Source organism: Mycetocola sp. Y719 (assembly GCF_056713205.1).
This window is the reverse complement of the sequence record NZ_JBWYGY010000001.1, coordinates 1-13189: the sequence shown is the minus strand read 5'-3', so window position 1 is coordinate 13189 and position 13189 is coordinate 1. Positions and strand designations below refer to the sequence as shown.

General features: G+C 67.0%; 13 protein-coding genes and 1 rRNA gene. All 14 read right to left on the bottom strand.

What is annotated here, in order from left to right; all coding sequences use genetic code 11:
• Nucleotides 1-5: 5 nt before the first annotated feature.
• Nucleotides 6-854 (bottom strand): pseudouridine synthase, encoded by an 849-nt coding sequence (locus AC1M0F_RS00070; RefSeq protein WP_480236166.1) that lies wholly within the window; start codon nt 852-854, stop codon nt 6-8.
• Nucleotides 835-1458, bottom strand: coding sequence for an SMC-Scp complex subunit ScpB (gene scpB, locus AC1M0F_RS00065; RefSeq protein ID WP_480237329.1), 624 nt, complete (start codon nt 1456-1458; stop codon nt 835-837). The genes AC1M0F_RS00070 and scpB overlap by 20 nt, the downstream gene beginning before the upstream one ends.
• A gap of 52 nt (nt 1459-1510) precedes the next feature.
• On the bottom strand, nt 1511-2347 hold the full coding sequence (locus AC1M0F_RS00060; RefSeq protein ID WP_480236165.1) for a segregation and condensation protein A: 837 nt from the start codon (nt 2345-2347) through the stop codon (nt 1511-1513).
• Nucleotides 2331-3215, bottom strand: a complete 885-nt coding sequence (locus AC1M0F_RS00055) for a ParA family protein (protein ID WP_480236164.1) — start codon at nt 3213-3215, stop codon at nt 2331-2333. Before AC1M0F_RS00055 ends, AC1M0F_RS00060 begins: the two co-directional genes overlap by 17 nt.
• Nucleotides 3216-3338: 123 nt before the next feature.
• A complete protein-coding gene (xerD, locus tag AC1M0F_RS00050; protein WP_480236163.1) occupies nt 3339-4244 on the bottom strand; it encodes a site-specific tyrosine recombinase XerD in 906 nt (301 codons plus the stop codon).
• Between the two features lies 1 nt (nt 4245).
• The gene (locus tag AC1M0F_RS00045) at nt 4246-4884 is read right to left on the bottom strand and encodes an NUDIX domain-containing protein (protein WP_480236162.1); all 639 of its coding nucleotides are present in this window, start codon (nt 4882-4884) and stop codon (nt 4246-4248) included.
• Nucleotides 4877-6565: a CTP synthase gene (locus tag AC1M0F_RS00040; protein WP_480236161.1), complete on the bottom strand. Its 1689-nt coding sequence runs from the start codon at nt 6563-6565 to the stop codon at nt 4877-4879. The genes AC1M0F_RS00045 and AC1M0F_RS00040 overlap by 8 nt, the downstream gene beginning before the upstream one ends.
• A 6-nt stretch (nt 6566-6571) precedes the next feature.
• On the bottom strand, nt 6572-8293 hold the full coding sequence (recN, locus tag AC1M0F_RS00035) for a DNA repair protein RecN (RefSeq protein ID WP_480236160.1): 1722 nt from the start codon (nt 8291-8293) through the stop codon (nt 6572-6574).
• The gene (locus AC1M0F_RS00030) at nt 8286-9203 is read right to left on the bottom strand and encodes an NAD kinase (RefSeq protein ID WP_480236159.1); all 918 of its coding nucleotides are present in this window, start codon (nt 9201-9203) and stop codon (nt 8286-8288) included. Before AC1M0F_RS00030 ends, recN begins: the two co-directional genes overlap by 8 nt.
• A gap of 5 nt (nt 9204-9208) precedes the next feature.
• Nucleotides 9209-10051 carry a TlyA family RNA methyltransferase gene (locus AC1M0F_RS00025; protein WP_480236158.1) on the bottom strand — a complete coding sequence of 281 codons (843 nt, stop codon included), beginning with the start codon at nt 10049-10051 and terminating at the stop codon, nt 9209-9211.
• Nucleotides 10048-10206 (bottom strand): hypothetical protein, encoded by a 159-nt coding sequence (locus tag AC1M0F_RS00020; protein WP_480236157.1) that lies wholly within the window; start codon nt 10204-10206, stop codon nt 10048-10050. Before AC1M0F_RS00020 ends, AC1M0F_RS00025 begins: the two co-directional genes overlap by 4 nt.
• Before the next feature lie 21 nt (nt 10207-10227).
• Nucleotides 10228-11256, bottom strand: a complete 1029-nt coding sequence (locus AC1M0F_RS00015; RefSeq protein WP_480236156.1) for an HAD-IIA family hydrolase — start codon at nt 11254-11256, stop codon at nt 10228-10230.
• The gene (locus AC1M0F_RS00010; protein ID WP_480236155.1) at nt 11228-12985 is read right to left on the bottom strand and encodes a primosomal protein; all 1758 of its coding nucleotides are present in this window, start codon (nt 12983-12985) and stop codon (nt 11228-11230) included. The genes AC1M0F_RS00015 and AC1M0F_RS00010 overlap by 29 nt, the downstream gene beginning before the upstream one ends.
• Nucleotides 12986-13072: 87 nt before the next feature.
• Nucleotides 13073-13189 (bottom strand): 5S ribosomal RNA (gene rrf, locus AC1M0F_RS00005).

The window sequence follows — 13189 nt, the reverse complement described above, 5'->3', positions numbered from 1 at the left end:
TCTTTCTACTCGGCAGTCTCTCCGGCAGCATCCTGGCCGGAGTCGGTGCTGATCTTCAGCTGCGTCTGCCGCGAGATGGTCAGCAGTTCGCCGAGTTCCACCTTAGTCAGGTCGCGCGTGTGGCCGGCCCGGAGGGTGCCGAGGTTGACGGGGCCGAACTGGCGGCGGACGAGCTCCTGCACCGGGTGGCCGACGGCGGCGAGCATCCGCCGCACGATGCGGTTCTTGCCCGAATGCAGTGTGATCTCGACGATGCTCGTCTCGTCGCCGTTCGCCGACGTGCGGCCGTCGAGCAGGCGTGCCTTGTCTGCAGCGATGACCCCGTCGTCGAGTTCGACACCGCGGCTGAGCTTCTGGATCGTCTGCGCCGTGACCTTGCCGTTCACCTTGGCGATGTAGGTCTTCGTGACCCCGAACGACGGGTGAGCGAGGACGTGGGCGAGGTCGCCGTCGTTGGTGAGGATGAGCAGTCCGCTGGTTTCGGCGTCGAGACGGCCGACGTTGAACAGTCGTTCCTCGTAGTCCTTCGTGAACTGGGTGAGGTCGGGTCGGCCGCGTTCGTCAGCCATGGTGCTGACGACGCCGACCGGTTTGTTGAGCACGACGTACCGTTTCGTGGTGTCGAGCTGCACCGCCGTGCCGTTGACTTCGACCTGGTCGGTCTCCGGATCGATCCGTCGGCCGAGCTCCTTGACGACCTGGCCGTTGACGCGCACCCGGCCCTCGGTGATGTACTGCTCGGAGACCCGGCGGGAGGCGACGCCTGCTGCGGCGAGGACCTTCTGCAGCCGCACCCCCTCGGGGGCGTACGGGTCGTGTTCCGGGGTCCCGGTGTTATCGGAAGTCACTGTCAAATCCTTCGGAGCCGTCGGCGAGCAGGGGGGAGATCGGGGGGAGCTCGTCGAGCGAGTTGATGCCGAGCTGTTGCAGCATCAGCGGGGTGGTGCCGTAGTTGATCGCGCCGGTCTCGCTGTCGCTGAACAACTCGGTGATGAGGCCGCGACCGGCAAGGGTGCGCACGACGGAGTCGACGTTCACTGCCCTGATGGCTGCGATGGAACCGCGGGTGATCGGCTGCTTGTATGCGATCACCGCGAGGGTCTCGAGTGCGGCCTGTGAGAGTCGGCTGGGGTTCTCCGATGTGACGAAGTCGGCCACCGCCTCGTCGTATTCGGCGCGGACGTAGAACCGCCAGCCTCCGCCGACCTCGCGCAGTTCGAAGCCGCGCTGCACCGTGCCGTCGAGGCCGTCGTAGTCGGCGACGAGGCGGTTGATGGCTTCGTGAACCGCTTTCACCGGGCGGCGGAGCGCCGTGGCGAGGCTGACGAGGCTCTGCGGCTCGTCAGCGATCATCAGGATGGCTTCGACGGCCCTGTCGATGTCGACCGGGGGCGCCTGCCTGGCGGGCGTCACGGCATCCGTCGTGGCATCCGTGGCGTCCTGGCTGGTGTCTGTCATGGCTGTGTCGAGTGCGTCTGTGTCCAGTGCGTCTGTGTCGCCTGCGTCTGTGTCAATTGTCATAGTCTGCTCCCAGATTGGCGAGGTTGTCCTCTGACCAGTTCTCGGCGCTCCAGCGTAACGTGAGCTCCCCAAGCGGTTCGAGTTGTTCGAAACTGATGGCCGCGTGACGGTACAGCTCGAGTACTGCCAGGAACCGGGCGACGACGACGCCCTTCTGGTCGGCGCCGGCGATGAGCTGGCGGAAGGTCACCGGTTCGCCCGACCGCAGCATGACGACCACGTGGGCCGCCTGCTCCCGGATGCTGATCAGAGGCGCGTGGAGGTGGTCGAGGCCGACGACCGGGATCTCCCGCGGCGTCAGCGCGAGCGTGGCCAGCGCGGCGAAGTCGTCGAGCGTGAGGGTCCAGACGAGTTCGGGGGTGCGGGCGCGGAACTTGTCCTCGAGTCTCACCGATCGCGGATGCCTGCTGGCTTCGGCGTCGAGGTGGCCGGCGAACCAGGTGGAAGCCTCCTTGAACGCCCGGTACTGCAGCAGTCGTGCGAAGAGGAGGTCACGGGCTTCGAGGAGGGCGACGTCTTCAGCATCGACGAGTTCGCCCTGCGGAAGGAGACCGGCGACCTTGAGGTCGAGGAGGGTGGCTGCGACGACGAGGAACTCGCTGGCCTGGTCGAGCTCTGCGGCGGAGTCGACGCCGGACAGGTAGGCGATGAACTCGTTCGTCACCTTCGAGAGCGAGATCTCGGTGATGTCGAGCTCGTGCTTGCTGATCAGCGAGAGCAGCAGGTCGAACGGTCCCTCGAAGTTGCCGAGAGCGACCTGGAACCCGACCGGTGCTGCCGGGGTCGTGCCGTCTACGGCGTGCGGAGCATCAGGCGACAGCGCCACGGGCTACCAGCTCCCGTGCGAGCTGGCGGTAGGCCTTGGCCGACGCGTGCTCGGGAGCGAACTCGGTGATCGGGCTGCCGGCGACGCTGGCATCCGGGAATTTCACCGTGCGGCCGATGACCGTCTCGAGGACGTCGTCTCCGAAGGCGTCGACGACGCGCTCGAGGACCTCGCGGGAGTGCAGGGTGCGGGAGTCGAACATCGTCGCGAGGATGCCGTCGAGTTCGATCGCCGGGTTGAGCCGGTCCTTGACCTTCTCGATGGTCTCGATCAGCAGGGCGACGCCGCGAAGGGCGAAGAACTCGCACTCGAGCGGGATGAGGACGCCGTGGCTGGCGGTGAGTGCGTTGACGGTGAGGAGACCGAGCGACGGCTGGCAGTCGATGAGGATGACGTCGTAGTCTCCCCCGACCTTGCGGAGCACGCGCGCGAGGATCTGCTCCCGTGCGACCTCGTTGACGAGGTGGACTTCGGCGGCGGACAGGTCGATGTTCGCCGGGATGATGTCGAGACCGTCGACGGAGGTGTGCTGGATCGCGTCTGACGGCTGGTGCTTGTTCGAGAGCAGCAGGTCGTAGATCGTCAGCGCGTCGTGGGTGTTCACGCCGAGGCCGGCGGACAGGGCGCCCTGCGGATCGAAGTCGATGCACAGCACGCGGCGGCCGTAGTCGGCGAGGGCGGCCCCCAGACTGATGGTGGTCGTGGTCTTGCCGACGCCACCCTTCTGGTTGCACAGCGAGATGATGCGGGCGGGGCCGTGGCTCTTCAGCGGAGCAGGTTCGGCGAACTCACGAAGAGTGCGACCGGTCGGGCCCTTCTTTTCGATGGTCGTCTCCGCCGAGAAGAGCTCTTCATTTTTAGTGGCCACCTGGTTCGTCCTCACTCCCGTCGCGTCCCTCATCGTGTTAGCTCCTGATTCTAACGGGGCGCTCCCCCGAAGCCGGTCGCTGCCACGCTGTGGCGGGGCATCCGCTCGCGGGCGCGTCGCAGGCTACCGGGCCCGCGGGTGCGCGGTCGTGTACATGTCGCGGAGCGTGTCTGCCGTGACCATCGTGTAGATCTGCGTCGTGGCCACGGACGAATGCCCGAGCAGTTCCTGCACGACGCGGACATCCGCCCCGCCCTGCAGCAGGTGCGTGGCGAACGAGTGACGCAGCGTGTGCGGAGACACGTGTGCGGCCAGGCCGGCACGTTCAGCGGCGGAACGGATGATGAGCCACGCGTTCTGCCTCGACACCCTCTGCCCGCGGATGCCGACGAACAGCGCAGGTGTCGCCGTTCCCCTCACCGAGAACACCGGCCGGGCACGCACCAGGTAGGCATCGAGTGCGTCGCGGGCGAACCGTCCGAGCGGCACGATCCGTTCCTTGTCGCCCTTGCCGCGGAGCCGGACGATGTCCTCGTCGAACACGTCGTCGACGTTGAGCGACACCGCTTCGGTCACGCGGGCGCCCGTCGCATAGAGCAGTTCGAGCAGGGCGCGGTCCCGGAGAGCCTGCACATCGTCGCCGGAGACGGCATCCAGCAGCGCGGTCACCTGGTCGACGCTCAGCGCCTTGGGCAGCCGGCTCGGCAGCTTCGGCGGTTTCACCTCGCGGGCGACGTCGGTCTCGATCGCTCCTTCTTCGAGCAGGAACCGGTGAAGCCCTCTCACCGACGACAGCACCCTGGCGAGCGACGAGGCGGTCAGCGGGGCGACCTCGCGGCTGCCCAGTTCGCGCACGTACTCGGACACCTGCTGCTGCGTCACGTCACGGATCTCACCGACGCCGCGCGCGCCCAGCCACTCCACGTAGCCGTCGAGGTCACGGCGGTACGCGGCCACCGTGTTCGACGCCAGGCCCCGTTCGATCGAGACGTGCCGCAGGTACTGGTCGAGGTCGCGCGCGAGCGGCATGTCAGCGCGCCGGTGTGCCGAGTTTCGGATGCCGCGGCCACGGGGCGTCCGCCGCCGCGAGAGTCTGCCATCCCCGTTCCCGTGCCACGTGTGCGGCAAGGGTTCCGATGACGAGGGACGGGTTCTGCAACCGCCGGTCGAGGACGGCGTCGACGAGGTCGGCGAGCGGAACCCAGCGCAGTTCCATGTCTGCTTCCTCGTCGGTGCGGTCGAAGGATTCGTCCGCAGCGGAGAGTCCGCGGGCGAGGTAGATCCTGATCGCCTCGTCGCTGCCGCCTGGACTGGTGTAGAACTCGCCGAGCACGGCCCAGTCGGTGGCGAGGATGTCGGCCTCCTCAGCGAGCTCACGCTGTGCAGCGGCCAGCGGATCCTCGTCGACGACGTCGAGCAGTCCGGCAGGGATCTCCCACTCGCGACGGCCGACAGGGTGCCTGTACTGCTTGATCAGCAGCACCCGTTCCTCGTCGTCGAGCGCGAAGACCGCGACGGCGCCGGTATGGTCCATGTACTCGCGCGTGATGTCGTCGCCGTTGTAGGCGAAGACGTCGCGGCGGATGTCCCACACCGCCCCGTCGAAGACCCGCTCGCTGGAGCGGATCTCGACGTCGGCGACAGAGTCCTCGAGGGGAAGGTCAATCATTGTTCACGTCGAACAGCAGGCTGGCCTGACGACGTTCGAGCGCGGCACCGATGAGCCCACGGAACAGCGGGTGGGCGTTGTTCGGGCGGGACCGGAGCTCGGGGTGGGCCTGGGTTCCGACGTAGAACGGGTGCTCGGCACGATCCAGTTCCACGAACTCGACGAGCTGACCGTCCGGGCTGGTGCCGGAGAAGACCATACCGGCTTCGGCGATCTGCTCGCGGTACCTGTTGTTCACCTCGTAGCGGTGGCGGTGGCGTTCCGAGATTTCGTTCGAGCCGTACAGCTCGGCCGTGATCGAGCCCTCGTCGAGCTTCGCGGGGTACAGGCCGAGGCGCATCGTTCCGCCCAGGTCTCCCCCGGCGATGATCTCCACCTGCTCGGCCATGGTTGCGATGACCGGGAATTCGGTGTCCGGGTCGAACTCCGACGAGCTGGCGCCGGTGAGCCCCGCTTCGTTCCTGGCGTATTCGATGACCATGCACTGCAAGCCGAGGCAGAGGCCGAGCGTCGGGATGTTGTTGTCACGCGCGAACTTCAGCGCTCCGAGCTTGCCTTCGATCCCGCGGATGCCGAATCCACCTGGGACGCAGATGCCGTCGAGTTCGCTGAGCGCCTTCGACGCACCGTCAGGGGTCTCGCACTCGTCGGAGGGGATCCACTGCAGTTTGACCTTGGTCTCGTGCGCGAATCCGCCGGCGCGCAGCGCTTCGGTGACCGACAGGTAGGCGTCAGGCAGGTCGATGTACTTGCCGACGAGTCCGATCGTGACCTCGTGCTTGGGTTCGTGCACAGCCTTGAGCACCGGCGACCACGCGGCCCAGTCGACCTCGCCGGCCTCGAGGCCGAGCAGGTCGATGATGTACGCGTCGAGCCCCTGGTCGTGGAGCATCGTGGGGATGTCATAGATGCTCGGCACGTCGACAGCGTTGACCACTGCCGCCTCGTCGACGTCGCACATGAGCGCGATCTTGCGCTTGTTGCCTTCGGAGACGGGGCGGTCGCTCCGCAGCACGAGGGCATCCGGCTGGATACCGATCGACCGCAGGGCGGCCACGGAGTGCTGCGTGGGCTTGGTCTTCTGCTCGCCAGAGGCGTTCATGAACGGCACGAGCGACACGTGCACGAAGAACACGTTCTTGCGCCCGAGCTCGTGCCTGACCTGCCGCGCCGCCTCGATGAACGGCTGCGACTCGATGTCGCCGACGGTCCCGCCGACCTCGGTGATGATCACATCAGGTTTGGGGTCGTTGGTCGCCTGCAGCCGCATCCGGCGCTTGATCTCGTCGGTGATGTGCGGGATGACCTGCACGGTGTCGCCCAGGTACTCACCGCGTCGTTCCTTCGCGATGACCGTCGAGTAGATCTGGCCGGTGGTGACGTTCGCCGCCTGGCTCAGGTTGACGTCGAGGAATCGCTCGTAGTGACCGATGTCGAGGTCGGTCTCGGTGCCATCGTCTGTGACGAAGACTTCGCCGTGCTGGAACGGGTTCATCGTTCCAGGATCGACGTTGAGGTAAGGGTCCAGTTTCTGCATGACAACACGCAGTCCCCGAGCCGTGAGGAGGTTACCCAGGCTTGCCGCCGTGAGTCCCTTGCCCAAAGAAGAAACGACACCACCGGTCACAAAAATGTGTTTGGTCGTGTCGTTTGAATTGTCCGCGTCTGTAATGTTCACCACGGGCTTTTATCCTATCACCTGAGAAGAGCGGTCTGACCGTGCGAGCGAAAGCAGCTCTTCGGCGTGTGCGAGTCCTGAGTCGCTGTCTGCGAGTCCTGACAGCAATCTGGCCATCTCAGCGACGCGATCGTCACCGGTCAACTGGCGGACACTGGATGCCGTGACGGTTCCGTCACTGGACTTCACGACAGCGAGATGGTTGGTGGCGAATGCGGCGACCTGGGCCAGGTGGGTGACGACGATGACCTGCGCGGTCTCGGCGAGCCGGGCGAGTCTCCTGCCGATCTCGATGGCGGCCGATCCGCCGACGCCCGCGTCGACCTCGTCGAAGACGAAGGTGGGCACAGGGTCCGTTCCGGCGATCACGACCTCGATCGCGAGCATGACCCGCGAGAGTTCGCCGCCGGACGCTCCCTTGGAGATCGGGCGCGGTTCAGCACCCGCGTGAGGTTGCAGCAGGAACACGACCTGGTCACGGCCGTGCTGGCCGAGCTCCGGCTGGTCGGTCACCTCGATCACGACTGTGGCGTCCGCCATGGCGAGTGCGGTGAGCTCGTCCGAGACCGCTGCCCCGAGCTGTGCAGCTGCCGCGCGCCGGGTTTCGGAGATGCGGACGGCGAGGGTGTCGACCAGGGCGGCATCCTCGTCGACGATGCGAGTGAGGTCGTCGATGCGGTCGGAGTCTCCGTCGAGTTCGAGCAGGCGGCTGTTGCCCGCCTCGTGTGTGGCGAGAACTTCGTCGATCCCCGGCCCGTACTTGCGCATGAGGATGCCGAGCTCGGCACGCCTGTCCTGCAGGATCTCGAGTTCGCGGGCGCCGTCGGTGTCGAGTCCTGCAAGGTACTGCGAGAGTTCGAGGGCGATCTCGGAGACGGCGTAGCTCGTGTTGGCGATCTGCTCGCCGAGCGTGCCGAGTTCGGCGTCGTGGGAAGCGACCCGTTCGAGTTGCCTGCGGGCAGCATCCAGCAAGGTCACGACATCCGGTGCATCCGAATCCTCGGCCGACAGCGCCTCGCGGGCGAAGCTTGCGGCGATGCGGAGGTCTTCGAGGTTGGTGAGACGTTCGGCGCGAGCAGTCAGTTCGTCGTCCTCGCCCGGCTGGGGCGCGATCGTATCGATCTCGGCGATCGTCAGCCTCAGGTCGTCGGCTTCGGCAGCGCGGCGGTCACGTTCCTCGATGAGGGTGTCGCGCTCGGCGGCGTTGGTGAGATAGCGGGAGAACACCGAGCGGTAGTCGGTGAGCAGCACGGCGAGGTCGTCGCCGGCGAAACGGTCGAGGGCGTCGCGCTGGGCGGCCTGGGACCGGAGGCGGACCTGCTCGGACTGGCCGTGCACGACGACGAGCTGTTCGCCGAGTTCGGCGAGCACACCGACAGGAGCGCTGCGGCCGCCGACCTGCGCGCGGCTGCGACCCGATGCGAGAACGGATCGACCGAGCGTGAGCTCGGCGTTGTCCCCGAACGGGTCGACATCTCCCCCGGCCTCACGGACACGGTCGGCGACGGCGCCGTTCGCCGGCACGATCCAGCGGCCGTCGACACTGGTCTGCTCGTTCCCCTGGCGGATGACACCGGAATCCGCGCGGCCGCCGAGGAGCAGGCCGAGTGCGGTGACGACCATGGTCTTACCTGCACCGGTCTCACCGGTGATGGCTGTGAATCCTGAGCCGAGCGGGAGGGTGGCTTCGGCGATGACGCCGAGGTCTCGGATGCCGATTTCCTCAATCACTGGCTGCCGGACCCCTCCACCCGGAGACGGGCAGGTGGAACTTCTTGACCAGGCGGTCGGTGAACGGGCTCTCGTGCAGCCGGGCAAGCCGGACGGGCACCGAGGAGCGCCGGACGACGACGCGCGCGCCCGGTTCGAGATCGTGGGCCCGTCGACCGTCGCACCACAGCACGCCGGTGCCGTTGGTCCGCTTGAGGACCTCGACGGCCAGCGACGAGTCCGGACCGACCACGATCGGGCGGGCGAAGAGGGCGTGAGCGCTGAGCGGGACCATGGTGATCGCTTCGACGCTCGGCCAGATGACCGGACCTCCTGCGGAGAAGGAATATGCGGTGGACCCTGTCGGGGTCGACACGACGACACCGTCGCATCCGAAGCTGGAGAGCGGGCGGCCGTCGACCTCGATGACGACTTCGAGCATCCGTTCCCGGCTGGCTTTCTCGACGGTTGCTTCATTGAGCGCCCAGGTCTCGTACACGACCTCACTGTCGCGTTTCACCCGGACCGAGAGCGTCATGCGCTCTTCGACGAGGTAATCGCGGGCGATCACACGGTGCACCGCGTCGGCCAGGTCGTCCCGTTCGCTCTCGGCCAGGAAGCCGACGTGGCCCAGGTTGACCCCGAGCATGGGCGCTGAGTAACCACGGACGATCTCGGCGGCGCGGAGAATGGTGCCGTCCCCTCCGAGCACGATGACGAGCTCGAGGTCGGCCGGTTCGACGGTCTCATGCAGGATGGCCACGTGGCCGAGCGGTGATCCGGCTGCGTGGATCTCGTCGCGCTCGTCGCGCCGGAGCACGGGCACGGCCCCTGCCGCCTGCAACTGCGCGATGACCTGCACCGCGGCTTCGAGGGAATCGGATCGGCCGGTGTGCGACACCACGAGGATGTTGCGAGCTTCTGAGCTCATTCCGGTCACGCTCCAGCCATTTCGGTGATTCTCTGCAACCATTCTGTCGGATTGGCGGCGTCGCCGTCGCGACCGTCGCCAGCGTCGCGCAACCAGCCGACGTATTCATGGTTGCCGTGGCCCCCGACGATCGGAGACGGGATCAGGCCGGCGGTGCCGAGACCGAGATCCCAGGCATGCCAGAGAACAGTGGCTATCGCGTCGGCGCGCAGGGCGGCGTCGCGGACGATCCCCTCACGGATTCCTCCGCGCCCGACCTCGAACTGAGGTTTGATCAGCAGGACGAAATCGCTGCCGGGCTGCACCGATCGGCGCAACGGCTCGAGAACGTGGGTGAGCGAGATGAACGAGAGGTCGCCGACGACGAGGTCGGGCGCCTCCTGGATCCCGGATGCCCCAGCCAGGCTCTCGGGGGTCACGTCGCGCACGTTGAACCCCTCCACGACGGCGACGCGGGAATCCTGGGAGATCTCGGGCGAGAGCTGACCGTGCCCGACGTCGAGCGCGATGACCGTCCGTGCTCCGCGTTCGAGCAGTACCTGGCTGAAGCCGCCTGTGGATGCGCCTGCGTCGAGGGCGACACGGTCGGCCGGGTCGACGGGGAAGGCGTCGAGCGCTGCGAGCAGTTTGTGCGCACCGCGGCTGACGTAGTGGTCGGCACCGGCGACCACGACGACCTGGTTGGCGCGGACCTTCGCCGCCGGTTTGACGACGGCCCGACCGTCGACGGTGACGAGGCCGTCGGCGATGACCCGCGCCGCCAGGGTGCGCGACCGGGCGAGTCCGCGAGAGACGAGGGCTGCGTCGAGGCGTTGGGTGCCGTCGGTCGCTTCGGGCTCCACGCTCACGATCGCGACGAAGCCGCGTCGCCGCCTTCGAGTCTCGTGCGCAATTCCTCGTGGAGCTGCACGTAGGCGCGGGCGCGCTCATCGAGCGGCTGGTCTTCGACCAGTCGTAACTGGGACACAAGTGCGTCGTCGTTTTCCCGCATCTCTTCGCTCACGTCCCTAGGTTACCCGCGCGGTCAGGAATACAGCCGCTCAGGAACGTTGAAGCCGTAAATCGCCCGACCGGATGCCCAGATCGCCGCACACGCCGCGCGAAGCAGGTCGATGGCGGTATCGCCGTCACGGACGATGACGACGTCGTTGCCCTCGATCCGCACCACCGAACTGCCGACCGTCGCTTCGCTGCCGTTCCGTGACATCCGTGTCGCCGGATACGGTTCATGCAGCTGGCGGAGGTCCTCGATGATGTAGGTCGGACGTGAGAACTTGTCTGCGGCGAGCACGTGCTTGGCCTTGTCGATACCGGTCAGCACGAGTGCCGAGTCGATGCCTGCACGGTTCGCACCGAGGATGTCTGTGTCGAGCCTGTCGCCGATGAACAGCGGTTTCGCTGCGTCGAAGCGAGCCGTGGCCTCGTCGAAGATCGGGGTCTCGGGCTTGCCTGCGACGGTCGCGAGGCGGCCGACGGCGGTGTGCACCGCAGACACGAGGGTGCCGTTCCCCGGGGCGATGCCCCTGGCCTGCGGAATCGTCCAGTCGGTGTTCGTCGCGATCCACGGAATCTCGACGCCGTCTTCACGTGGGTGCAGGGCATATGCGGCTTCGGCAAGCTGCTTCCAGCCCACGTCGGGAGCGAACCCCTGCAGTACGGCGGCGGGGTCGTCGTCGGCCGAGCGGGTGACGGCGTATCCGCCTTTCACGAGCTCGTTGACCAGCCCGTCGCCACCGACGACGAGGATCGTCGACCCTGCTGGCACGTAGTCCGCGAGCAGGCGCACAGCAGCCTGGGGGCTGGTGACGACCTCTTCGGGTGCCACCGTGAGCCCGAGTTCGCTCAGATGCGTGGCAACGGATGCATCGGTGCGCGACGCATTGTTGGTGATGTATCCGACGCGGATGCTCTCCGCCGCGAGGTTGAGGCTGTCGATGGCGTGCGGGATCGCATGCGCTCCGGCGTATACGACGCCGTCGAGGTCGGCGAGCAGCACGTCGACGCCGTCGAGCGGCGTCGACGCCTTACTTCTCCTGGTCAGAAGCGGCGTCATCGAGCGGCTCCTCATCGGCGGGCGAGGTATCCGTCGCGTCGTCGGTCACGTCCACGTCGGTGTCGTCATCGGAAACGTCCACGACGGTGTCGTCGGCGTCGACATCGGACGCGGCATCCGCGTGGTCGAGATCGACATGCTCGCCATCGACGTCTTCGGCGTCGACATCGGTGCCGTCATCCTCGTCGTCGATCTCGAGGATCTCGAAGACCTCCATCGTCTCGGCTTCGTTCTCACCTGACCGTTCCGCCAGCGCGGCGGCGGCGACGTCGGAACGCTTCCGCCACACGGCAGCTTCGTCGGCTCGGCCGAGTTCTTCGAGGACTTCTGCTTCTGCGGCGAAGAGCTCAGGGCTCCATTCGAAGGCCCGGTCAGGGTTGAGTTCGGGCACCTGCAGTTCCGCGAGGGCGAGTTCGGGCTGGCCGAGATCGAGGCGCGCGCCCGACATCGCGATCGAGAGGGCGACGCGCACAGACGGCGACAGAGTCGCGCGGTCGACGGTGCGCCCGAGTTCGAGCGCCCGTTCAGGGCGACCGACGCCTCGTTCGCTGTCGACCATCAGCGGCAGCTGGTCGTTCGAACCGGTGATGCGACGGTGGGTACGCAGTTCGCGAAGCGCCAGTGCGTAGTCACCGATCTCGTAGGCGGTGATGGCCAGGGTCTCGCGCACCACGCCGATGCGGCCGGCCCTGCGGGCTGCTGAAAGGGCGTGCTGGTGAGCGAGGGTCGGGTCCTCTTCGATGAGCATGGCTGCCATCGCCAGGTGACGCGCGACCCGCTCGGCGTTGTCCGTCGTCAGTGTCTTGAGCTCGTTGCGGGCGACGCGGTCGAGGTCGTTTGCCGTGACGGAGACCGGGATGTCCGGGTCGTCATGCTGGGCGCGGACCATGCGGAGCTCGCGCTGCATGCGCTGCTCCTCGGTGACCTCTTCCTCTTCGCGGTAGGCATCACGGTCACCACGTGCGGGTGCACCGCCGCGGGTCCACAGCTTGTCGCCGTCGCGGGCGGGACGGTCGCTGCGCGGACGGTCGGAGCGCGAAGCGTCCGAACGAGGACGGTCGGAACGCGGAGCATCGGAACGAGGACGGTCGGAACGGGGACGGTCGCTGCCGAACCGCGGCTTGTCTCCGCCTGCGGGACGGTCGCTGCGCGGCTTGTCGCCGTAGCGGGGCTTGTCACCGTACGACGGACGGTCTCCCGTGCGGGGCTTGTCACCGTACGACGGACGGTCTCCCGTGCGGGGCTTGCCGTCACGGCCTGTGCCACCGGTGCGCGGCTTGTCACCGTAGGAGGGGCGGTCACCCGAGCGCGGCTTGTCACCATACGACGGACGGTCTCCAGAGCGTGGCTTGTCACCGGCGCCATAGCGAGGCTTGTCGCCGTAGGCAGGACGATCGCCGGTACGCGGCTTGTCACCGTACGACGGACGATCACCCGTACGGGGCTTGCCGTCGCGGCCGGCACCACCTGTGCGCGGCTTGTCATCCCGGCCCGCTCCATAGCGCGGCTTGTCACCGTAGGCCGGACGATCCCCTGTGCGCGGCTTGTCGTCACGACCGGCGCCGTAGCGCGGCTTTTCGCCCCGCGGCGCAGAATCCCTGGCACCCGATGAGCGGTCTTTGGAGTACCCCTTGCCGGAGCCGCCATCCGAGCGCTTCGGTGCGCTCCCCTGGCGGTCGTTCGAGCTGCGATCCGGACGTTTGTCCTTATCGTTCGCAGAATCCGACATCGTGGTACTCCCTATTGTGTTGAAAATCATTCAGGTGTTAAACGCAAAATGGCCACCCAGTACTGGGTGGCCATTTTACTAAGTTAAGTCCGGCGGTGTCCTACTCTCCCACAGGGTCCCCCCTGCAGTACCATCGGCGCAAAGAGTCTTAGCTTCCGGGTTCGGAATGTGACCGGGCGTTTCCCTCTTGCTATGGCCGCCGAA

Bases quoted from the DNA above. Each gene is read 5' to 3' on its own strand.
- scpB (WP_480237329.1), bottom strand. From the start codon at position 1,458: ATGACAGACACCAGCCAGGACGCCACGGATGCCACGACGGATGCCGTG.
- AC1M0F_RS00045 (WP_480236162.1), bottom strand. From the start codon at position 4,884: ATGATTGACCTTCCCCTCGAGGACTCTGTCGCCGACGTCGAGATCCGC.
- AC1M0F_RS00010 (WP_480236155.1), bottom strand. From the start codon at position 12,985: ATGTCGGATTCTGCGAACGATAAGGACAAACGTCCGGATCGCAGCTCG.
- xerD (WP_480236163.1), bottom strand. From the start codon at position 4,244: ATGCCGCTCGCGCGCGACCTCGACCAGTACCTGCGGCACGTCTCGATC.
- AC1M0F_RS00015 (WP_480236156.1), bottom strand. From the start codon at position 11,256: ATGACGCCGCTTCTGACCAGGAGAAGTAAGGCGTCGACGCCGCTCGAC.
- AC1M0F_RS00030 (WP_480236159.1), bottom strand. From the start codon at position 9,203: ATGAGCTCAGAAGCTCGCAACATCCTCGTGGTGTCGCACACCGGCCGA.